This window comes from Pseudomonas sp. NPDC089534, assembly GCF_044749305.1.
In the GTDB taxonomy this organism is placed as follows: Bacteria; Pseudomonadota; Gammaproteobacteria; order Pseudomonadales; family Pseudomonadaceae; genus Aquipseudomonas; species Aquipseudomonas ekonensis.
Genome location: NZ_JBIVHR010000006.1, coordinates 76159 through 97147 on the forward strand (window position 1 = coordinate 76159; position 20989 = coordinate 97147).

Below are 20989 nucleotides of genomic sequence, written 5' to 3' on the forward strand. Positions count from 1 at the left end.
TTTGGGCCACCCCCACATCCACATCAGGCCAGGCTCTTGCTCACCACTTCATACACATCGCTGGACAGCTGGCCGGACGCGAGGATCCGCTCCAGCTCGCCCTTCATCAGCGCCTGACGGGCGATGTCGTATTTGCGCCAGCGGGTCAGCGGCGCCAGTTGCCGAGAAGCGATCTGCGGGTTGAGAGCGTTCAGCTCGATCACCAGGTCCGCCAGGAAGCGATAGCCAGAACCGTCCGCCGCATGGAAGTTGATCAGGTTCTGCCCGGCGAACGCGCCGATCAGCGCGCGTACCTTGTTCGGGTTCTTGATGCTGAACGCCGGATGCTGCATCAGCGCCTTCACCCGCGCCAGGCCGCCCGGCAAGGTGCTGCCGGCCTGCACGCTGAACCATTGGTCCATGACCAGCGGATTGTCCTTGAAGTGCTCGGCAAAGGTGGCCAAGGCCTTGGCCTTTTGCTCTTCGAACGGCGAGTTGACCAGCACGGCCAGCGCCGTCAGGCGCTCGGTCATGTTGTCGCAGGTGTCGAACTGCTCGAGCGTGGCGGCGAGCACCTCAGGCTTGCCGCTGAGCATCAGGTACGACAGCGCGATGTTCTGCAGCGCGCGGCGGGCGAAATGCTCGGCCTCGGCCACATACGGGGTCTTCTTCGACAGGTCGCGGTTGGCCTGGTAACGCAGCCACAGCGCTTCGAACAGGTTCTCCGCCAATTGCCGGCGGGCGAATTCGCGGGCGGTGTGGATCGCCTCGACGTCCGCCGTTTCGCTGATTTCGGTCAGGTAGGCCTCGCTCGGCAGCGACAGCATCTCCGCGACCATGGCCTGGTCCAGGGACTCGTCGGCCAGCACGGTGCGCAGGGCCGACACCAGGCGCGGATCCAGCACCAGAGGCTCGCCCTTCTGCTGCTGGGCGATCAGCTCCTGCAACACCAGGACCGACAGCTGCTGACCGGCATCCCAGCGGTTGAAGCCGTCGCTGTCGTGCTGCATCAGGAACATCAACTGGTCGCGGCTGTACGGGAAGCTGAGTTTCACCGGCGCGGAGAAGCCGCGCAGCAGCGACGGCAGCGGCTGCTCGGCGATGTCGACGAAGGTGAAGGTCTGCTCGGCCTCCGTCACCGAGATCACGCGGGAGGTGCCCTGTGCCGCAGCCTCGCCGGCCAGGCGCAGCGCAACGGCTTTGCCCTGGCTGTCCAGCAGGCCCAGTTCGACCGGGATCACGAACGGCAGCTTTTCCACCTTGTCCGGGGTCTGCGGGCAGCTCTGGCGGAACGTCAGGCTGTAGGTCTTCGCAGCGGCGTCGTAGGACTCGCTCACCGCCAGGCGTGGCGTGCCGGCCTGACTGTACCAGCGCTTGAACTGGGTCAGGTCGACCCCGTTGGCGTCTTCCATGGCCTTGACGAAGTCGTCGCAGGTCACGGCCTGGCCGTCGTGGCGTTGGAAGTACAGGTCGCTGCCCTTGCGGAAGCCCTCGGCGCCCAGCAGCGTGTGGATCATGCCGACCACTTCCGAGCCCTTCTCGTACACGGTCAGGGTGTAGAAGTTGGAGATCTCGATGAAGCTGTCCGGGCGCACGGCATGGGCCATGGGCCCGGCGTCTTCGGCGAACTGGTGGGTGCGCAGGTAGGCCACGTCCTGGATGCGCTTGACCGTGGCCGAGTTCATGTCCGAGGAGAAGCCGGCGTCGCGGAACACGGTGAAGCCTTCCTTGAGCGACAGCTGGAACCAGTCGCGGCAGGTCACGCGGTTGCCCGACCAGTTGTGGAAGTATTCGTGGGCGACGATGGCCTCGACCCGCTGGTGCGCGGCGTCGGTGGCGGTCTCCGCACGGGCCAGCACGGCGCTGGAGTTGAAGATGTTGAGGCCCTTGTTCTCCATGGCGCCCATGTTGAAGTCGTTCACGGCGACGATCATGAAGATGTCCAGGTCGTACTCGCGGCCGTAGACCTCTTCGTCCCAGCGCATCGACTTCTTCAGGCTGTTCATGGCGTGCTGGCACTTGTCGATGTTTTCCGGCTCGACATAGATGCGCAGCGCCACGGTACGCTGGCTCATGGTGGTGAAGCTGTCCTCGACGCACCACAGGTCACCGGCCACCAGCGCGAACAGGTAGGCCGGTTTCATGAACGGGTCTTCCCAGGTCGCCCAGTGCCGGCCGTCCTCGCCGGGGCCCGAGGCGACCGGGTTGCCGTTGGACAGCAGCACCGGATAGCTGTGCTGCTCGGCCACCACGGTGGTGGTGAACTTGCTCATCACGTCCGGGCGGTCGAGGTAATAGGTGATCTTGCGGAACCCTTCGGCCTCGCACTGGGTGCAGAACATGCTGCCGGACTTGTACAGGCCTTCCAGCGCGGTGTTGCTCTCCGGGTGGATGCGCACGCTGGTGTCGACCGTGAAGGTCTCGCTGGCCGGGTGCAGGGTCAGGTGGCTGTCGGTCACCTGGTAGTCGGCGGCGCCCAGCTCGCGGTCGGCCAGGGTCACCGACAGCAGCTCCAGCTGCTGGCCGTCGAGCACCAGCGGCGGCAGGCCCGGGCCGCGGGCCGGGTTGCGGCGCATCACCAGTTGCGCGTGCACCAGGCTGTGATCCTCGAACAACTCGAAGGTCAGGTGCGTTTCGTCGATCAGGTACTCGGGCGCCTGATAGTCCTTCAGGTAGATCATCTTCGGTTGTTCGGTGCGCATGCTGGCGTCCTTATTGATGCACGGCGAGCTGGTAGGCCGTGTACTTGCGAATGTTGATCACGCCGGTGTCGAAGATCAGGTACTGGCCCTTGACCCCCAACAGGGTGCCTTCGGCAATCGGGTTCTTGTCCAGGTTGAAGCTGACGATTTTGGCTGGGTATTGCTCCACCGGATAGCGGATCTCCAGTGGTTGTACGTCGGTAACTTTCTGAATCGCCTGTAGGCCGAATCGCTCCTGCAAGCCCAGCAGGCCTTCGGCGCAGCTGTCGAACAGACGGTCGCGCACCTGCGCCAGGTCCACCGCTTCGGCATCGCCCTTGAGCAAGGCGCGCCAGTTGGTCTTGTCGGCCACCTGGGTGCGAAGAAGATCCTCGACGAACCCCGACTGCTGCCGGGTGGCGACGCGCAGGATCGGCAGCGCCTGGCTGGCGCCCTGGTCGAGCCAGCGGGTCGGCAACTGGGTGGCGCGGGTGATGCCGACCTTGATCCCGGAGGAGTTGGCCAGGTACACGACATGGTCGGTCATGCAGAACTTCTCGCCCCACTCGGGCTCCCGGCAGGTGCCGGCGTCGTAGTGGCAGCGCTCGGGACTCATGATGCACACGTCGCACTGGGCCAGCTTGGTCATGCACGGGTAGCAGTAGCCCTGGCTGAAGCTGGTCTTGGTCTTGCGTCCGCAATGGGTGCAGTGGATCGCCCCCAGGTACTCCAGACGCAGCGTGCCGCCGATCAACGGATTGACCGGCACCTCGACGTCGTCCAGACGAAACGCGTACTGCACGTCGGCCCCTTCCAGGCGCGCCGACATCTTGCTGATGGAACCGCGGCCGATCTCGATCAATGGATGGCGTCCGACTTGAACAGGATGTTCGGCACTTCGATCGACTTCGACGAGCATTCCTGCGGGCCCATGTAGCCGGTGCGCTCTTCCTCGGGCAGGTTCTGGATCTCCCAGGCGATCATCGCCTGCAGCGACAGTTCGCGCTGTTCGGCGGTGAGCTTGCCGCCGTCGGACCACTTGCCGATCTCCACCGCCAGTTTCAGGCTCTGGTAGATGTCGGGGGTGATGTTTTTGATCAGTTCGGCAAAAGACGACATGTTGAGCACTCTCCAAAAAATGTCGCTAGTTTAACGGTGCCGATGCCCCGGCACACTGCCGGGCATCAGATGGGCGAACGGATCGACAGGTGTGTCGCCTGCCGCCCTAGAACTCCCTCGAAAGCTTTACCTGGGTCAGTTCCTTCTCCATCGCCCGCCGGAAAATCTGCGGCGCGGTGAAGGTATAGAGGGCGAAACCCAGCCAGACCCAGTCGATGACCTCGGCGGCACCGGGATAACCCTGGGCCGTGACGGTGATGACCGTGATCCGGTAGACCACGAACATCGCCAGCAACAAAATGATGGCCCGGGTGCTGCTGCGCTCGGTCATCCAGCTGTTGAAGCGCCACCAGAGGCCCATGAACAGATTGCTGCGCGCCTTGACGGCGGTCAGCAGGCTCAGTGCCGCCACGTTGTTGGCGTTTTCCTGCAGGGCCCAGATCGCGTGCTCGCGTGCGCCGTTGATGTCGCCCTGGCGCAGCAGCAGACGGCCCAGCACCACCACGGCCGCCGCATGCCCGGGGTCGGCCTGCAGCGCTTGCCGGGCAAAGCCTTCGGCCTGTTCCCAGTGACCGCAGGCCATATGGTATTCCGCCATGGCCACCAGATTGGCCGCGCCCTCCGGATCGAGCTCCAGTGCCTTTTCCAGCAGCGGCTGGCTTTGGCTCAGACGCCCGGTGAGCTGGAACAGATCGGCCAGGCTGCGGTAATAGCTCGGCTCGCCCGGCTCCAGTTCGAGCAGTTGCAGCAGGTGTTGCTCGGCGCTCTTGAACCGTCGCGCGGCCATGTCGGCAGTCGCCGCGGCGTAGTGCGCCAGCGGCAGCAACGGATCCATCGCCAGCGCCAGCGACGCTTCGTGCCGTGCCGCGTGCAGCCGCCTGAGGCTAATCAGGCACAGCGCCAGCAGCGCATGGGCTTCGCCGCATTCCGGGTCATCGGCCAGCAATTGCCGCAGGCTGTCGATGGCACCGTCATAGTGATGGGCGTGCAGCCGCTGGTAGGCCATTTCCAGCAATTGGGACGTATTCATCAGCTCACCACCAGATACCAAAGGGTTGCAGGCACCAGCTTGACCACCACGCCTTTGAGCACGAAGGCGCCGCCCAGGGCGACCAGCGGCGCGAAGCGGTTGAGCTCGCCGCCGTAATACTGATACAGCTCGATGGTGGCGTTCTGCAGTGTGAACAGCACGTAACCGATGGTGAGTTTCCAGACCACCAATGCCAGCAGCGCGTACTGAACCTCTGCCTGGGTGGTCAGGTAGCCATTTTTCAGCAGGCTGATCAGGATCAGACCGATGATCACGCTGCCGGACGCGCCCACGCCGGCCCAGACCCACTCACGGATCCGCGTCGGACTGCCCACCGCGATCGAGTTCAGCACAAACCACGGCAAGCCCAGCCACAGACCGCCCATCATCAGGGCCAGCAACGGCCAGAACGGCGCCACGGCAAACCGTGCCAGGCCACCCGGGCGCGGTTCGTCTTCAATCCGGTACACACTTCGGGTTCCCATCAGCGTCCCTTGCCGTGTTTGTCGAGGAAGGCCAGCACTTCGTCGTACTGGTTGCCTTCGTTGGCGTAGCGCGCGTAATTGCGGGCGGTGGTCAGCCATTCCAGCGTGGTGGCGCGCACCTCCTTCAAGGCCTGCTTGAAATGGCGGTCGCAGATCGGCTGCTCGGCGCCTTCGCTGATCGACTCCTCAATGGCTTCATCGGCAGCGGTTTCCACCAGTTCGCCGAGGTCGGCTCCGGAGAACCCCGAGGTGTGCCTGGCCAGGAACTCGAAATCGATGTCGGCGGCCAGCGGCCGGCCCTTGACCATCAGTTGCAGCATGTTTTCCCGGGCCGCCCGGTCCGGCGGCGGCACGAACAGCACCCGGTCGAACCGGCCGGGACGGCGGAACGCCGAATCGACAGACCACGGCACGTTGGTCGCGGCCAGTATCAGCACGCCATGGTTGTTCTTGGCAAAGCCGTCCATTTCCGAGAGGAAGGTGCTGACCAGTTTCGACGAGGTCGACTCACGGGTGTTGGAGCGTTTGCCGCCCAGCGCCTCGACCTCGTCGAAGAACATCACCGCCGGCGCCTGGGCCCGCGCCTGTTCGAACAAGGCGTGCAGCTTGCGTTCGGACTCGCCGATGTACATGTCCAGCACATCGGAGATCTCCACGTTGAAGAACTTGGCCTTGCACTCCCCGGCCGTGGCCCGGGCGAGCAAGGTCTTGCCGCAGCCCGGCGGCCCGTACAGCAGGACACCACCGCCGACGCGCTTGCGAAAGCGATCGAACAGCCCCGGCTTCTGGTACGGCAGGATGATTTTCTTGTGGATGGTCTTCTTCAGCTCGTCCAGACCGCCGATGTCATCGAAGGTGACGGTGCCGTTGTCCGGCGCCAGCAGGCGACGGACTTCGGTCTGGTCGGTGTCGTCGTTGGAGATCACCCGCAGTTTCGGACGCCCTTCCCCGGCCTTGAAATCCACGACGGACACATTCAGCCGGCGCCACAGCGCCATGTCTTCCAGCGACGGATTCGCGCTGACCGCCGCCCGGTACTCCACCTGGGCTTCCTTGAGGCGGTCCAGGTCCGCCAGCGCCCGCGCGCGCAGCAACTGCGACGCGGCGTCATCGCCCGAGGCCAGGGACAGCGCTTTGTGCGCCTGTCCGTCCGCCAGGTACAGTTGCGCGGCGACCGGCTTGAGCGCCTCGAAGTCCGCCTGCTGTTCGAGCGCCTCGGGAATCAGCTTGAGCCCGCGCTCGACATCTCCGCGCTCCAGGCACGCCTTGAGCAGCAGGGTGATCAGCGCGACGTTTCCCGGCGAGGCGCTCAATGCCGCCTCCAGTTGATCCAGCGTCGTGTCATCCATGGCGAATCCTTGTGACAGCCAATTGCGAAGTGAAAGAACTGAACGTCCGGCCCGGCTTCATCGCAGCACCTCCGGCCGCTCGACGTCGACCCAGACGAACTTGTGCGGATCGAGGCGGGTTTCCTGGTCCAGGCGATACGCCACCAGTTTGCCGTAGAGCACCGCGCTGTAGTCCAGGCAGGCGAGGTTCGGCCGGATCGGTGCCGGCTTGCCGCTGCGCCAGTAGTGCCCGACGAACAGCAAAGGCTCGTCGATGCCGTAGCGCAGCAGGCTGTTTTTCTCGGTCGAGGTCAGCGGCTTCTGCGCGACCGGCTCCGGCAGCGCGTCGGGCTGGAACACGATGTCGCCGTAGGTCTGCGGATCGTCCTCCCAGAACTTGGTGCGGAAGAACGAACGCACCAGGCCGTCGCCGCTGGTCATGGTCAGGCCGTCCGGCAGGCGCATGTCGGTGCCGCGCAGCAGGCGGTCGAACACGGTGCAGGCGAAGCTGCCCGGCACGGCCGAGGCCTGGAGGAAATGCTCGTCGATGCGCGCATCGGGAAACAGGCCGCGCAACGGCTCGATCATGCCGGCGTCCCAGCAGGCGTGCACCACCCGGAAACGCCCGGCGTCCACCACCAGCGGCAGCTCGTAGAACCATTGCAGGAAGTCGTGCCAGTCGTGCGGGTGCTGCTCGAACTGGGTCAGGGTCTCGTGCAGCAGGCGCGCGTGGCGCGGCGTGTGCTCGCGCACGAACTGCTTGCCGCTGCCGGGCAGCGCCGGCGTGCTCCAGCCCAGGGCGTTGAACTCGTGGTTGCCCATGATGCACAGCGCCTGGCCGGCCTCGACCATGTCGTGGACGATGTGCAGCGCCTCGCGGATCCGCGGGCCGCGGTCGATGATGTCGCCGACGAACACCGCCATGCGCGACGGGTGCCGCCAGACCCCGCCCTGCTTGTGGTAACCGAGCCGGTCCAGCAGGTGCTCCAGCGTCAGGGCGCAGCCGTGCACGTCACCGATCAGGTCGTAACTTCGCGCAGGATCGAGCATCACTCGCCTCCGCCACCCAGCCTGCTGCCCCAGCCGAGCTTGGTGCGGCAGACTTCGTAGTAGTTGTGGTCCAGCGGATGGATCAGGCGCAGCTTCTGCGCCTTCTTGCTGACGGTGATGGTGTCGCCCGGCGCGCAGGTGAAGTGGTTCTGCCCGTCGCAGGACACTTGCGGGTAGATCTGCATATCTTTGGACACGACGATTTTCAGCTCACTGTTGCCATCGACCACGATGGGCCGCCCAGACAAGGTATGGGGGTACATCGGCACGATCACAATGGCGTCGAGCTTGGGATGCATGATCGGGCCGCCGGCGGACAGCGCGTAGGCCGTGGAGCCGGTGGGCGTGGAGACGATCAGGCCGTCGGCCTTCTGGCTGCAGACGAACTGGCCGTCGATGTACAGCTCGAACTCGATCATCCGCGTCGATTTGCCGGGGTGCAGCACCACGTCGTTCAGCGCATCGCCCTGGCCGATGGCCTCGGCGTGGCGGCGCACCTCGGCCTGGAGCAGGAAACGGTTCTCCACCAGGTAATGGCCGTCGAGCACTTCGGCGACCTTGACCTCCAGCTCGTCCGGACGGATGTCGGTGAGGAAGCCGAGGCTGCCGCGGTTGATCCCCAGCACCGGGATGTTGTGCCGCGCCAGCGCCCGGGCGGCGCCGAGCAGGCTGCCGTCGCCGCCGACGACGATGACCATGTCGCAGACCTCGCCGAGCATCTTGCGCGAGGACGTCTGCAGGCCGTGGCCCGGCAGGACTTCGGCGATGGTGTCTTCGAGGATCACGTGCAGGTGACGATCGAGCAGAAACCGTTTCAGTCGGCGGACGGTATCCAGCACCTGGGAACTGCCCAGGCGACCGATGATGCCGATATTACGAAATTGCTCCATGGGACTCCTGCGGGGGGCTGCGGCGGCGAAAAGCACGATTATGGGCGAAAGCGGCGCATAGACAAAATCCTTTCAGCCACAAGGGCGTACCCGCGTTTGGGGCTATGCTCGCAAGATGATCCTATTTCCCGATTTGCTCCCGTTGCCCCACCGGTTGCGCCACCCTGAAGTGCGCGATCTGGCGTGGGTGATCCTCGCCCCGCCGATGCTGGCCGCCACACCGTGGCCGCAGCGCCATCCGCTGGCCGCCAGCGACTGGGTGAGCGATCCCGAGCGGCTGGAGCATTGGCTGCGCCGGCTCGACCGCGACAGCTACGGCCTGCTGCACTGGCTGTCCCAGGCCCGCACCCGGCGGCTGGGCCTGTATTACGAACGGCTGTGGCAGTTTGCCGTGGAGCATGCGCCGGGCATCGAACTGATTGCCGCCAACCTGCCGATCCGCCGCGAGGGCCACACCCTGGGCGAGCTGGACATGCTGCTGCGCGACCGCGACGGCGTGCACCACCTGGAATTGGCGATCAAACTTTACCTCGGCCCGCAGAACGGCGGCGGCCAGGATCCGGCGCGGTGGCTGGGGCCCGGTTGCCATGACCGGCTGGACCGCAAGCTGGCGCACCTGAGCGAGCACCAGTTGCCGATCTCCGCCCGGCCGGAAAGCCGCGAAGCGCTGGCGGCGCTGGACGTCGGGCCGTTCAGCGCGCAATTGTGGCTCGGCGGCTACCTGCTGTACCCGTGGCCCGGAGAATCCCAGCCGCCCATCGGCGCCCATCCGCAGCACTTGCGCGGCAGCTGGCTGCACCAGAAGGACTGGCCGGCGTTCGTCGCCCAGCGGCCGGCCGGACGCTGGCAACCCCTGCCCCGCCACGCCTGGCTGGCGCCGGCCCACTACCCGGCGGACCAGACCTGGAGCAACGGGCACCTGCAGGCCTGGCTCGATGCGCTGGAACCGCTGGCCCCAGCGCAACTGATGGTGCGCCTGACCGAAAACGCCCGCGGCGAATGGGAAGAGGCCGAGCGGCTGTTCCTGGTGTCCGACCTGTGGCCGAACGTGCCGGGCCAGGTTTGAGCCCTCCCCTGTGGGAGCCAGCCTGCTGGCGATGAAGTCGACGCGGTTACAGGGACAGCCGAACGGCCAGCGCCGCCAACGTCACCAGCAGCACCGGCACCGTCAGCACGATCCCGACCTTGAAGTAGTACCCCCAGCCGATGCGGATGTCCTTGCGCGCCAGCACATGCAGCCAGAGCAAGGTCGCCAGGCTGCCGATCGGGGTGATCTTCGGCCCCAGGTCGCTGCCGATCACGTTGGCGTAGACCATCGCCTCCTTCACCACGCCGGTGGCCTGGCTTGCGTCGATGGACAGCAGGCCGATCAGCACCGTCGGCAGATTGTTCATGATCGACGACAGCAACGCCGTCAGCACCCCGGTGCCCAGCGCCGCGCCCCATACGCCGTACCCGGCGAAGACGTCGAGCCAGCCGGCCAGGTAGCCGGTGAGCCCGGCGTTGCGCAGGCCGTAGACCACCAGGTACATGCCCAGGGAGAAGATCACGATCTGCCACGGCGCCTCTTTCATCACCTTGCGCGTGGAGATCCGGTGCCCGCGGGCAGCGATGGCCAGCAGCAGCGCGGCGCACGCGGCGGAAATGAAACTGATCGGAATGCCCAACGGCTCCAGGGCGAAACAGCCCGCCAGCAGGATCAGCAGCACCGCCCACCCGGCGTAGAACGTGGGCTTGTCGTGGATCGCCGTTTCCGGGCGTTCCAGTTGCTCGGGGTCGTAGGCCTTGGGGATGTCGCGCCGGAAGAACCACAGCAGCATCCCCAGCGTCGCGGCCACGCTGACGAAGTTGACCGGCACCATCACCGCCGCATAGCGGTTGAAGCCGATGCGGAAGAAGTCGGCGGAAACGATGTTGACCAGGTTCGACACCACCAGCGGCAGGCTCGCGGTGTCGGCGATGAACCCCGCCCCCATCACGAACGCCAGGGTCGCGGCGGGGGAAAACCGCAGCGCCAGCAGCATCGAGATCACGATGGGGGTGAGGATCAGCGCTGCGCCGTCGTTGGCGAACAGCGCCGACACCAGCGCACCGAGCAGCACCATGAACGCGAACAGCTTGCGCCCGCTGCCCCGTCCCCAGCGCGCCACATGCAGCGCGGCCCAGGCGAAGAACCCGGCCTCGTCGAGCAGCAGGCTGATGATGATCAGGGCGACAAAGGTGCCGGTGGCGTTCCAGATGATCTGCCACACCAGCGGAATGTCAGACAGGTGCACCACGCCGAACAGCAGCGCCAGCACCGCACCGAACGTCGCGCTCCAGCCGACGCCGAGGCCTTTGGGCTGCCAGATCACCAGGGTGATGGTCAGCAGGAAAATCAATGACGCAGCCAGCATCCGCGAAAGCCTTCATGAAATGGAAACGCGGACAATGCCCGAATCTCGGGCAGGAAAGAAGCCTGCGGAAGCGGCCGGTCATTCACATTGATTGAGACTGACACGAGGCCATCGCCAGCAGGCTGGCTCCCACAGGGATCTCCGTTGGACGCAGCGTTTGCGGTCATCGCAGAACACCGTGGGAGCCAGCCTGCTGCCGATGGTGTCAGGGCAGGAACGCAACTCCTGTGGGAGCGGGCTTGCCCGCGATGGCGTCAGCCGGGGCACCGCAGGACATCAAGGCCACCCCGTCAGACCGGTCGGCAGGTCACTTCTTGTGCTGCTCCACCCACTGCCCGTAGGCATCGATGAAGCCCTGAAGGAACGGGCGCACCGATTCGTTCAGCTTGCCCGCCTCGTCGAACGCCGAAGCCGCGCCGCCCAGGTAGGCTTCGGGCTGCTGCATGCACGGCACGTTGAGAAACACGAACGACTGGCGCAGATGCTGGTTGGCGCCGAAACCGCCGATGGCGCCGGGCGAAACGCTGATCACCGCCCCTGGTTTGCCGCCCCAGACGCTTTTGCCGTAGGGCCGGGAACCGACGTCGATGGCGTTCTTCAGCGGCGCCGGCACCGAACGGTTGTACTCCGGAGTGACAAACAGCACTGCGTCGGATGAAGCCACTTGCTGACGGAAAGTCCTGTAGGCTGCCGGCGGCGACTCGCCGTCGATGTCTTCGTTGTAAAGCGGCAGATCGCCGATTTCGACAATGTTCAGTTTGAGGTTCGCCGGCGCCAGCTCCGCCAGCGCCAGGGCGACCTTGCGGTTGAGCGACGCTTTGCGGAGGCTGCCGACCACTACTGCGACGTTGTAGACATTGCTCATGGGAAGACTCTCGACTGTCCGTGGGAGGAGCCTGTAGTTATAGATGGTCCGCCGGCGCTTTCACCAGGCGACAAGGGAAATCCGCAGGCACCCATTATTTTTTTCCTGTAGGAAAACTTACCGAGCTCGATGACGGTCTACCCAGCCGTCAATCCAGCGTTTTATCTCCAGAGGTTCTAAACAGATGGCAGCAGTACTCGTCGGTCAGTTCCATGCAAGAGATGCGGAAGGCCGCGTTTATTCCGTGCATGAGTATCAGGAATCCAATCCGTCGGCAGACGGAATCACCGGCACGGAGCCCGTCACCACCTACAAGCTGGCAATCGGCGATCGCATCAACAAGATCGACGAGAACGAATTCCTGCTGGTTCAGTCGGGCGTCACCCTGATCCGCGAACCCGATTCCGTCATCGCTTCATAACCGGCCGTTATGAGCAGAAGTCTTCCGTGCCGAGTTGGGGTAGGATTCAGCCACTGACCCCAATCGCCGGACATGGACTTGCCGCATGCGTTTACGTCATATCGAAGTGATTCAGGCGCTGCTGCAGACCGGCCACGCAGGCACCGCAGCCGAATGGCTGCAGCTGTCGACGGCCGAGGTCGAAGCGCGGTTGCGCGAAGCCGAGAGCGAATTGGGGTTCATGCTGTTCGCCAGCGTCCGCGGCCGGCTCCAGGCCACCCCGGAGGCCAAGGCGCTGCAAGTCGAGATCGGCCACATTTATGAAGCGCTGGAGCCGGTGCAGCGTCTGGCCGACAGCCTGCGCCATTACCTCGCCCCGCCCCTGCGGGTCACCGGCACACCGCCGCTGGCCCAGCAACTGCTGCCGCAAAGCCTCGCCGCCCTGCGTCGGCGACTTCCCGACGCCCCCTGCACCCTGCTCAGCGAACCGACCCGCGACATCGTCCGCCGCCTATTGCTGCGCGAGTGCGACCTGGGCCTGAGCCTGCACGACCCCGAACACCCCGACATCCATTGCCAGCCGCTGGCCCAAGGCAAACTGCAGCTGCTGGCGCCCCACGGCTGGCTGCAGCCGAAACAGAAGTACGTTTCACTGCCGGACCTGGCCGGCCAGGCGATGGTCGGCCTGGAGGGCCAGGATCCGCTGAGCCCCGCGCTGGAGCACAAGCTCCAGGCGCTGCGCCCGGCGCCGAGCATCCGCACCCGGGTGCAGACCCACCAGATGATGCGCAGCATGGTCGAGGCCGGCGAAGGCCTGGCCATCGTCGACCCGTTCACCGCCCTCGGCGCCCGCGCCGCCGGTCTCGATGCCTGCCCGCTGTCTCCGGCGGTGCCGGTCAGCCTTTATGCCTTGACCTACCGGCACACCGAAACGCCGGCCGCCATCCAGACCCTGCTCGGCATCGTCACGGAACAAGCCGGGGCGATGCTGACGGGTTGACCGGACTTTCCAGCGGGTTATCGAACAATCGATACCAGAACAACGCCACTTCGGCGGTGTTCGGATCGATGCCGCGGTAGCGCAGGTGGTCGATGCCGCCGATCACATAGCCGCAACGCTCATACAGCCGGCAGGCACCTAAGTTGTTGTTCTGGGTTTCGAGCATGATCCCCGGCAGTTTCTTCTTGCGGCTCCAGAACTGCGCCACATCCAGCAATGCCTTGGCCACCCCGTGCCGCCGCGCCGGGGCATGCACCGCCAGTTCGTCGATGTGGGCGAAACCGTTCCAGTTGGTGCTGACCACCAGATGGCCGACCGGCTCATCCCCCAGGTACGCCATGAAGATTTCGCTGTCGGCGGCGTCGCGGTAGCTGCTGAACTCTTCAGGGTCGATGCCGTAGCACTTGCGGTACGGCACGATGGGGGTCACTGCCCATTGGGCCACGGGCTTGCCGATTTCGGCTGCGCCGTAGGCGGCGACCTCGAAACTGAAGTCGCTGCCCCAGATGTACGCGGCAAACCCTTCGTCGGCGACCCGCACCGACAGACCGGGATGTTTCGGATTCTTAAGCGGTTGCATACGGTTGAACGCCCTCATTCCTTGACGCAATCGACGGTGTATACCCGTCCGTTGCCATGATCTTCATGTTGCAGTCCATGCACATCAGCCACAAAACCGGGAAAACTCGCATCGAACGTGCGGGCAAACTTCAGGTATTCGACAATCGAGCGGGTGGACTCGGTGAAACGCTCTCCCGGCATGATCAACGGAATGCCCGGCGGGTAAGGCACCAGCATCACCGCCGCCACCCGCCCCTCCAGCTCGTCGATCGGCACGGCCTCGACCTCGCCGCGCACCAATTGGTCGTAGGCGTGGGCCGGCTTCATGGCGATCTCCGGCAGCACGGTGTACATGCGCTTGAGGTGCCTGGCCGTGGCGTTGGTGCGGTAGCAGCCGTGCAACTGATCGCACAGGTCGCGCAGGCCCATGCCGCGGTAGCGCACCGCGTCTTCCTGGGCCACGCACGGCAGGCAAACGGCAAGGCTGACGTTGGCGTCGTAGCTGCGCTTGAACTCCAGCAGCTCGGTCAGCAGCGTGCTCCATTTGCCCTTGGTGATACCCATGGAAAACAGCACCAGGAACGAATACAGGCCGGTCTTCTCCACGACCAGCCCGCGCTCCCAGAGAAACCGGCTGACCACCGCCGCCGGAATCCCCTTCTCGCTCAAGGCGCCGCCGGCGCTCAGGCCGGGCATCACCAGGGTGACCTTGATCGGATCCAGCAGCACGTAATCGTCGCCGACCTCGCCGAATCCGTGCCACTCCGCCTCGGGCTGCAGCAGCCAATCTTCGGTCTTCACCCGGTCGGTGCCCTCGACGCCCGGCGGCTGCCAGATGGAGAACCACCAGTCATCGGCCGCAATGTGCTGGCGCAGGTTGGCCAGCGCCCGACGAAAGCTCAGGGCCTCGTCGAAGGTCTCCTGCAGCAGCGAACGTCCGGCCGGCCCTTCCATCATCGCCGAGGCCACGTCCAGCGAGGCGATGATGCTGTACTGCGGCGATGTCGAGATGTGCATCATGAACGCTTCGTTGAAACGGTCCCGGTCCAACTGCCGCGCGCCGCCGTCCTGGACATGGATCATCGAGGCCTGGCTGAACGCCGCCAGCAGCTTGTGGGTGGAGTGGGTGGTGAACACCAGCGGGCTGTCGGCGCTGCGCGAGGTGGCCATGCCATAGCGCCCGGCGAAGAATTCGTGGAACGCCGCATAGGCGTACCAGGCCTCGTCGAAATGCAGCACCTGCACGCTGTTGCCCAGGCTCTGCTTGATCAGTTCGGCGTTGTAGCAGAGGCCGTCGTAGGTGGAGTTGGTGACCACCGCCAGTTTGACCTTCGGTTCACGTCCCTGGGTCAGCGGGCTGGCGTCGATCTTGGCCTGGATCGACTCGCGGCTGAACTCGCTCAGGGGAATGGGGCCGATGATCCCCAGCTCGTTGCGTTCCGGACACAGGTACAGCGGGATGGCGCCGGTCATGATGATCGCGTGCAGCACCGACTTGTGGCAGTTGCGGTCCACCAGCACCAGGTCGTCGCGCCCGACCATGGAATGCCAGACGATCTTGTTGGCGGTCGAGGTGCCGTTGATCACGAAGAACGTGTGGTCGGCGCCGAAGTTGCGCGCCGCCCGCGCCTCGGCCTCCGCCAAGGGGCCTGTGTGGTCGAGCAGCGAACCGAGCTCCGGCACCGACACCGACAGGTCCGAGCGCAGGGTGTTCTCGCCGAAGAACTGGTGAAACGCCTGCCCCACCGGACTCTTGTGGTACGCCACCCCGCCGCCGTGGCCCGGCGTGTGCCAGGAATAGTTGGAGTCGGCCGTGTGCTGCACCAGCGCCTTGAAGAACGGCGGCAGCAGCCCGTCCAGGTACTTGCGCGCCGCCCGCGCCACTTGCCGGGCCAGGAACGGCACGGTGTCTTCGAACAGGTAGAGAATGCCGCGCAGCTGGTTGAGCTCGGCCATGGCGTCGGCCGGGGCATTCTCCAGGGTGACCTGCTCGCCAAGGGCGAAGATCGGCAGGTCCGGCGCACGAACCCGGGCCAGCCCGATCAGTTCGGCCATGTTGTGCAGCAGATGCGAGTTGGTGCTGGCGTCTTCGGCGGCGATTAGCATGCACGCCAGGCCATGGTGGGTGGAGGCCACCAGCCGGCCTTCGGTGTAGTCCGTGGCCGAGACGACCTTGAATCCTTCTTGCTCCAGCTCCCGGGCGATGCCCCGGATACGCTCGCCGGCAACCGTGTCGGCCTTGATGTCGCGGTGGACGATCAACACCGGAAACTTCAAATCTTTGTACATGGGGCCCAGAGTCCTGAGACGGCAGCGCGCAGCGTGCCAATGTCCTCAGGGTAGAGCGTCAACGCGGATGTGGCGAGGGTGGCCAGTTGGCTTCATGTCCGGGGAAGCGGTGCTTGCGTTGCGCCCGTGGCCGGTGCCCCTCACCGCCGGGGTTCAGGCCTGGGACTCGAGCAATTGCGTCCACAGCGCCGGCCCGCCGGCGGATTTGGCGATGATTTCAAGGCGCGCCGCGTGCTGAGCCAGTTCGTCCTCGCTGGCGCGGATGATCCGGCCCGGCTGGCGGTCGGCCGGCAGGCGCCGGATCTCGGACGCGCGCCCGCTGCCTTCACCGGAGCCGTCGGAGGCGTTGCCGGCCAGGGACAGGCTGGTCTGGCCGCCGGTCATGGTCAGGTAGACGTCGGCGAGGATCTCCGAGTCGAGCAATGCGCCGTGCAGCTCACGGCCGGAGTTGTCCACGCCATAGCGCTTGCACAGCGCATCGAGGCTGTTGCGCTGCCCCGGATGACGCTCCCGCGCCATCATCAGGGTGTCGAGGACCGTGCAGTGACGGGTGATGTCGGCCCGGTCCTGCTGGCCCATCAAGGCGAATTCGTTGTTGATGAAGCCAACGTCGAACGCCGCGTTGTGGATGATCAGTTGCGCGCCGTTGATGAACTCGAAGAATTCCTCGGCCACCTCGGCAAAACGCGGCTTGCCGACAAGGAATTCGTTGGTGATGCCGTGAACGCCGATGGCGCCCTCGTCGCTTTCGCGGTCCGGTTGCAGGTACACGTGAAAATGCCGGCCCGTCAGGCGCCGGCCGATCAGCTCGACACAGCCGATCTCGATGATCCGGTGGCCGTCGGTCACCGGCATGCCGGTGGTTTCGGTATCGAGTACAACGGATCTGGTGGCCATCAGTGTTCAGCTCTCAACGGGTGCAATCGGACAAAGGCGGCGATGGTATCACGCTCGCCTCGGGGTTTCAGGTCGTCCGCGTTGGGCCGATCGCCAGCGGGCTGGCTCCCACAGGGGACTGATGCATCGTGCAGATCCAATGTGGGAGCCAGTCTGCTGGCGATGGCCGCACCACGGTGCAGGGTCAATCCTGCTTGTAGCCGCGCACTTCATCGACGCCGCGGTTGGCCAACTGGTCGGCCCGTTCGTTGCCGTGATGGCCGATGTGGCCGCGCACCCATTTCCAGGTGACCTTGTGGCGGTTGACCTGTTCGTCGAGCTGCTTCCACAGATCGGCGTTCTTCACCGGTTCCTTCGCGGCGGTTTTCCAGCCGCGCTTCTTCCAGTTGGCCATCCACTCGTTGATGCCTTTCATCACGTATTGCGAGTCGGTCACCAGCAGCACTTCGCACGGGCGCTTGAGGGCTTCCAGGCCCCGGATCGCGCCGAGCAGCTCCATGCGGTTGTTGGTGGTGTTGGCTTCGCCGCCCCACAGTTCCTTCTCGACGCCCTTACACACCAGCAAGGCGCCCCAGCCGCCGGGGCCGGGGTTGCCCTTGCAGGCGCCGTCAGTGAACAGTTCTACGCTATCGGTCATGCCAGTCATCCAGAAATTGCCGTGCCTCGCCGGACAGCCGCCGACGATGGCCGAGGCCGGGGCAACCCCGGCCGGTATATAAAGAAGGTTCTACGGTTCGATGCGGCGGCGGTTGACCTTGGCCATCGGCAGCGGAATCAGCTTGCCCATCGGCTCGCGGCGCTCCTGGCGCACCGGGCGCAGGCCGACCACGATCTTGCGCGCCACCAGCAGGTAGAAGCCGCCGCCGGCCAGTTGCCAGTCTCCGGCGCGGCGTTCCCAACCGGCCAGGCGGGCCTGCCACTTGGGCGACGCAAGCGGCGGACGATAGCACCCGAAGCGGCGTTTCTCCAGCGCGAAGCCCAACAGGTTGAGCCAGTCGGCGACCCGCGACGGCGAGATGCAGCGCGCCTGGCCCAGCGCGTCATGGGCGAACACGTGCCGCAGGCCCCAGGCGCTCCAGGGGTTGATGCCGATGATCAGCAGATGCCCGCCGGGCCGCACGCTGCTGGCCGCTTCGCGCAGCAGCCCGTGGGGCGACAGGCAGAAATCCAGCCCGTGCTGCATCACCACCACGTCGGCCGCATGCTCGCTCAACGGCCAGGCCTGCTCCTCGCAGACGATCTCGACGCCCGGCAACGGCGCGCCCAGCCGCACGTTGCGCTGCACCTGCGGCGCCGACGGCGGCGTCTCGGCGGACGGCCCGTAATGCACCAGGTAGCCGCCGAAGAAACGGCCCAGCTCGTCTTCGAGCATGCGCCGTTCCTCATCCAGCAGAAATTGTCCCAGGGGACCGGACAGCCACTCCCGCGCCGAACTGATCAGCGCCAGCCAGTCAGGATCGGCCTGAGCGAACGCTTTATCGGTCATGTCGTTCTCCAAAGCGCCACGAAGCTCTAAGATGCGCCAATGTTACCCGCTTGGCGAATCCTAAGATGATACAGATCAGTGCCCTGCCCGCCTTCACCGACAACTACATCTGGTTGTTGCAGGATCATTCGAACCATCGCTGCGCCGTGGTCGATCCGGGGGATGCCGCCCCCGTGCTGAACTGGCTCGGCGCCCATCCGGGCTGGACGCTCAGCGACATTCTGGTCACCCATCACCACCATGACCACGTCGGCGGCATCGAAGCGCTGAAAGCCGCCACGGACGCCACCGTCCACGGGCCGGCCAGCGAGAAGATCCCCGGCCGCGACATTGCGCTCAAGGACGGCGACAAGGCCCGCGTATTGGGCTGGGACTTCGACGTGTACGCCGTGCCCGGCCACACCCTGGGCCACATCGCCTACTACCGCCACGGCCTGCTGTTCTGCGGCGACACCCTGTTCGCCGCCGGCTGCGGGCGCCTGTTCGAAGGCACGCCGGAGCAGATGCACCACTCCCTCAGCCGCCTGGCCGCCCTGCCGGAAGACACGCTGGTCTACTGCACCCACGAATACACCCTGAGCAACCTGAAATTCGCCGCCGCGGTCGAGCCGGACAACGCGGACATCGCCGCCCGTCTGGAAAAGGTCCGCCAGCAGCGGGAAAACGGCGTCATGACCCTGCCCTCGACCCTGGCCCTGGAAAAGCTCACCAACCCCTTCCTGCGCACCGGTGAAACATTAGTTAAACAAAAATTGGACGAACGGAGCGGCCCGCAAAACCGGGCGCCGAGTGAGGTTTTTGCGGCACTGCGGGCCTGGAAAGACACGTTTTGAGGCATTCCCCAAACGGTACAAAAGTTCTGAATGGTTGACCGTTGGGGGTGCGCTTTCTAGAATCGCCCGACATTTTTGCCCGGAACTTACTTCCAGCCAATGTCGTCATCCATACGCAAGTCCGTCAATTCAGACGCACTGACCCGCCTGGCGCAAGCCATCGCGGTGGCTGTGTCCGCCACCCTGGCGGGCTGCTCCAGCCATGCGCCGCAGACTGACGCGACCCACGCGCCGAACATCGCTGCCCGGGCCAAACAGAAGCCGATCTGGCTGAACGAGAAGCCCAGCCCGCAGGTGCCCCAGGACATCTGGGCGCGGATGCGCGAAGGCTTCCAGCTGCAAGAGGGCCTGGGGGTCAACCCGCGCATCGAGCAGCAACGCCTTTGGTTCGCCAGCAACCCGTCGTTCCTCGAGAACGCCGGCGAACGCGGCAGCCTCTACATCCATTACATCGTCGAGCGCCTTGAAGAGCGCAACATGCCGCTGGAGCTGGCGCTGCTGCCGGTGATCGAAAGCGCCTACAACCCGATGGCCTACTCCCGGGCCGACGCGGTGGGCCTCTGGCAGTTCATCCCGTCCACGGGACGCTCCTTCAACCTGCGCCAGACCCGCTTCTACGACGGCCGCCGGGACATCACCGCCTCGACCACCGCGGCGATGGACTACCTGACCCGCCTGCACGACATGTTCAACGGCGACTGGCTGCTGGCCCTGGCGGCCTACAACGCCGGCGAAGGCACGGTGAGCCGCGCCATCGAGCGCAACGAGCGCCTCGGCCTGCCGACCGACTACTGGAACCTGCCGTTGCCGGCCGAAACCCAGGCCTACGTGCCGAAGCTGCTGGCCCTGTCCCAGGTGGTCTTGGCGCCGGAAGCCTACGGCGTGAACCTCAACCCGATCGCCAACGAACCGTATTTCCAGGTCGTCGAGATCAACCAGCGCATGGACCTGTCCAAGGTCGCGGCGGTGGCCAACATCGACGAAGACGAACTGTTCCAGCTCAACCCGGCGTTCAAGCAGCGCACCACGATCGACGGCCCGCAGCACCTGCTGGTGCCGACGTCCAAGGCCCAGCTGCTGACCGCCAGCCTGCAGACCATGCGGCCCGAAGAGCTGATCAGCCCGCGCTCCCTCAAACCGGTGTTCGAAGGCGCCGACCCTGCCGAAGTCGCACAGCTCAAGCGCGCCTACCGGGTCAAGCGCGGCGACAACCTCGCCTCCATCGCCAAGGCCAACAAGGTCGAGGTCAAGGACCTGCAACGCTGGAACAAGCTTTCCGGCAAGAACCTCAAGGTCGGCCAGACCCTGGTGATGCGCGACACCACCAAACGCACCCCGGCCCGCAACGCCGGCGGGCGCATCAACACCGTGATCGCAGCCAACAGCAAGTCCGGCGCCAAGGCCGACGCCCAGAAGCAGACCCAGTACAAGGTCAAGCAAGGCGACACCCTGTACGTGGTCGCCAAACGCTTCAACGTCGAGATGCAGCACCTCAAGCGCTGGAATCCGGGGGCGGGCAAGGCGCTCAAGCCTGGACAGATGCTCACCGTCTACCAGCCGCACTGACAGAAAGCCCCTGAAACCCAGGGGCTTTTTTGTGCCGAAATGTGATGAGGGAGCTTGCTCCCATCGGGGTGCGCAGCCCCCAAAGGAATTGGGGTCGCTGCGCAACCCAGCGGGAGCAAGCTCCCTCGCCACAA

General features: G+C 65.3%; 20 protein-coding genes. 5 read left to right on the forward strand and 15 right to left on the reverse strand.

The features are described from left to right. Positions 1 to 23 precede the first annotated feature (23 nt). The 8 genes from pepN to ACIP0B_RS03295 all read right to left on the reverse strand — a co-directional run bounded on the left by pepN (position 24) and on the right by ACIP0B_RS03295 (position 8562). On the reverse strand, positions 24 to 2681 hold the full coding sequence (pepN, locus tag ACIP0B_RS03260; protein ID WP_400829744.1) for an aminopeptidase N: 2658 nt from the start codon (positions 2679 to 2681) through the stop codon (positions 24 to 26). 10 nt (positions 2682 to 2691) lie between these two features. Continuing rightward, on the reverse strand, positions 2692 to 3522 hold the full coding sequence (locus tag ACIP0B_RS03265; protein WP_400829745.1) for a DUF2797 domain-containing protein: 831 nt from the start codon (positions 3520 to 3522) through the stop codon (positions 2692 to 2694). Continuing rightward, a complete protein-coding gene (locus ACIP0B_RS03270) occupies positions 3519 to 3779 on the reverse strand; it encodes a YeaC family protein (protein ID WP_400829747.1) in 261 nt (86 codons plus the stop codon). The genes ACIP0B_RS03265 and ACIP0B_RS03270 overlap by 4 nt, the downstream gene beginning before the upstream one ends. Positions 3780 to 3885: 106 nt before the next feature. Further along, on the reverse strand, positions 3886 to 4809 hold the full coding sequence (locus ACIP0B_RS03275) for a tetratricopeptide repeat protein (RefSeq protein ID WP_400829749.1): 924 nt from the start codon (positions 4807 to 4809) through the stop codon (positions 3886 to 3888). Further along, a complete protein-coding gene (locus ACIP0B_RS03280; RefSeq protein WP_400829751.1) occupies positions 4809 to 5294 on the reverse strand; it encodes a hypothetical protein in 486 nt (161 codons plus the stop codon). The genes ACIP0B_RS03275 and ACIP0B_RS03280 overlap by 1 nt, the downstream gene beginning before the upstream one ends. After that, complete coding sequence (locus tag ACIP0B_RS03285) at positions 5294 to 6643, reverse strand: AAA family ATPase (RefSeq protein WP_400829752.1); 1350 nt, start codon at positions 6641 to 6643, stop codon at positions 5294 to 5296. Before ACIP0B_RS03285 ends, ACIP0B_RS03280 begins: the two co-directional genes overlap by 1 nt. Before the next feature lie 57 nt (positions 6644 to 6700). Beyond that, positions 6701 to 7675 carry a metallophosphoesterase gene (locus tag ACIP0B_RS03290; RefSeq protein WP_400829754.1) on the reverse strand — a complete coding sequence of 325 codons (975 nt, stop codon included), beginning with the start codon at positions 7673 to 7675 and terminating at the stop codon, positions 6701 to 6703. After that, positions 7672 to 8562: an NAD(+) kinase gene (locus tag ACIP0B_RS03295; RefSeq protein WP_085583578.1), complete on the reverse strand. Its 891-nt coding sequence runs from the start codon at positions 8560 to 8562 to the stop codon at positions 7672 to 7674. The genes ACIP0B_RS03290 and ACIP0B_RS03295 overlap by 4 nt, the downstream gene beginning before the upstream one ends. A gap of 115 nt (positions 8563 to 8677) precedes the next feature. Here ACIP0B_RS03295 and ACIP0B_RS03300 point away from each other — a divergent pair, with 115 nt between their 5' ends. Then, a complete protein-coding gene (locus ACIP0B_RS03300; protein WP_400829756.1) occupies positions 8678 to 9628 on the forward strand; it encodes a DUF1853 family protein in 951 nt (316 codons plus the stop codon). Between the two features lie 46 nt (positions 9629 to 9674). Here ACIP0B_RS03300 and ACIP0B_RS03305 read toward each other — a convergent pair whose 3' ends face one another. Beyond that, complete coding sequence (locus tag ACIP0B_RS03305) at positions 9675 to 10958, reverse strand: arsenic transporter (protein WP_400829758.1); 1284 nt, start codon at positions 10956 to 10958, stop codon at positions 9675 to 9677. A gap of 307 nt (positions 10959 to 11265) precedes the next feature. Beyond that, on the reverse strand, positions 11266 to 11823 hold the full coding sequence (locus tag ACIP0B_RS03310) for an NADPH-dependent FMN reductase (protein ID WP_400829760.1): 558 nt from the start codon (positions 11821 to 11823) through the stop codon (positions 11266 to 11268). 184 nt (positions 11824 to 12007) lie between these two features. Between ACIP0B_RS03310 and ACIP0B_RS03315 the strand changes: the two genes are divergently transcribed. Together ACIP0B_RS03315 and ACIP0B_RS03320 are read left to right on the forward strand one after the other, a co-directional pair. After that, on the forward strand, positions 12008 to 12244 hold the full coding sequence (locus ACIP0B_RS03315) for a hypothetical protein (protein ID WP_400829761.1): 237 nt from the start codon (positions 12008 to 12010) through the stop codon (positions 12242 to 12244). Between the two features lie 85 nt (positions 12245 to 12329). Next, entirely contained in the window at positions 12330 to 13223 is an 894-nt protein-coding gene (locus ACIP0B_RS03320) for a LysR family transcriptional regulator (RefSeq protein WP_400829763.1), read from the forward strand. Here ACIP0B_RS03320 and ACIP0B_RS03325 read toward each other — a convergent pair. The 5 genes from ACIP0B_RS03325 to ACIP0B_RS03345 all read right to left on the reverse strand — a co-directional run bounded on the left by ACIP0B_RS03325 (position 13189) and on the right by ACIP0B_RS03345 (position 18456). After that, positions 13189 to 13803, reverse strand: a complete 615-nt coding sequence (locus tag ACIP0B_RS03325; protein ID WP_400829765.1) for a GNAT family N-acetyltransferase — start codon at positions 13801 to 13803, stop codon at positions 13189 to 13191. The two genes, ACIP0B_RS03320 and ACIP0B_RS03325, sit on opposite strands and share 35 nt — an antisense overlap. A gap of 14 nt (positions 13804 to 13817) precedes the next feature. Continuing rightward, on the reverse strand, positions 13818 to 16073 hold the full coding sequence (locus ACIP0B_RS03330) for an Orn/Lys/Arg decarboxylase N-terminal domain-containing protein (RefSeq protein ID WP_400829766.1): 2256 nt from the start codon (positions 16071 to 16073) through the stop codon (positions 13818 to 13820). Positions 16074 to 16226: 153 nt separating this feature from the next. Then, entirely contained in the window at positions 16227 to 16970 is a 744-nt protein-coding gene (dnaQ, locus tag ACIP0B_RS03335; RefSeq protein ID WP_400829768.1) for a DNA polymerase III subunit epsilon, read from the reverse strand. Positions 16971 to 17154: 184 nt separating this feature from the next. Continuing rightward, positions 17155 to 17607 (reverse strand): ribonuclease HI, encoded by a 453-nt coding sequence (rnhA, locus tag ACIP0B_RS03340; RefSeq protein WP_400829770.1) that lies wholly within the window; start codon positions 17605 to 17607, stop codon positions 17155 to 17157. A 90-nt stretch (positions 17608 to 17697) separates the two neighbouring features. Beyond that, positions 17698 to 18456: a class I SAM-dependent methyltransferase gene (locus ACIP0B_RS03345; RefSeq protein ID WP_400829772.1), complete on the reverse strand. Its 759-nt coding sequence runs from the start codon at positions 18454 to 18456 to the stop codon at positions 17698 to 17700. Between the two features lie 65 nt (positions 18457 to 18521). Between ACIP0B_RS03345 and gloB the strand changes: the two genes are divergently transcribed. Further along, entirely contained in the window at positions 18522 to 19289 is a 768-nt protein-coding gene (gene gloB, locus ACIP0B_RS03350; RefSeq protein WP_400829773.1) for a hydroxyacylglutathione hydrolase, read from the forward strand. Between the two features lie 99 nt (positions 19290 to 19388). Beyond that, the gene (locus ACIP0B_RS03355; protein ID WP_400829775.1) at positions 19389 to 20855 is read left to right on the forward strand and encodes a transglycosylase SLT domain-containing protein; all 1467 of its coding nucleotides are present in this window, start codon (positions 19389 to 19391) and stop codon (positions 20853 to 20855) included. The last annotated feature ends 134 nt before the right edge of the window (positions 20856 to 20989 follow it).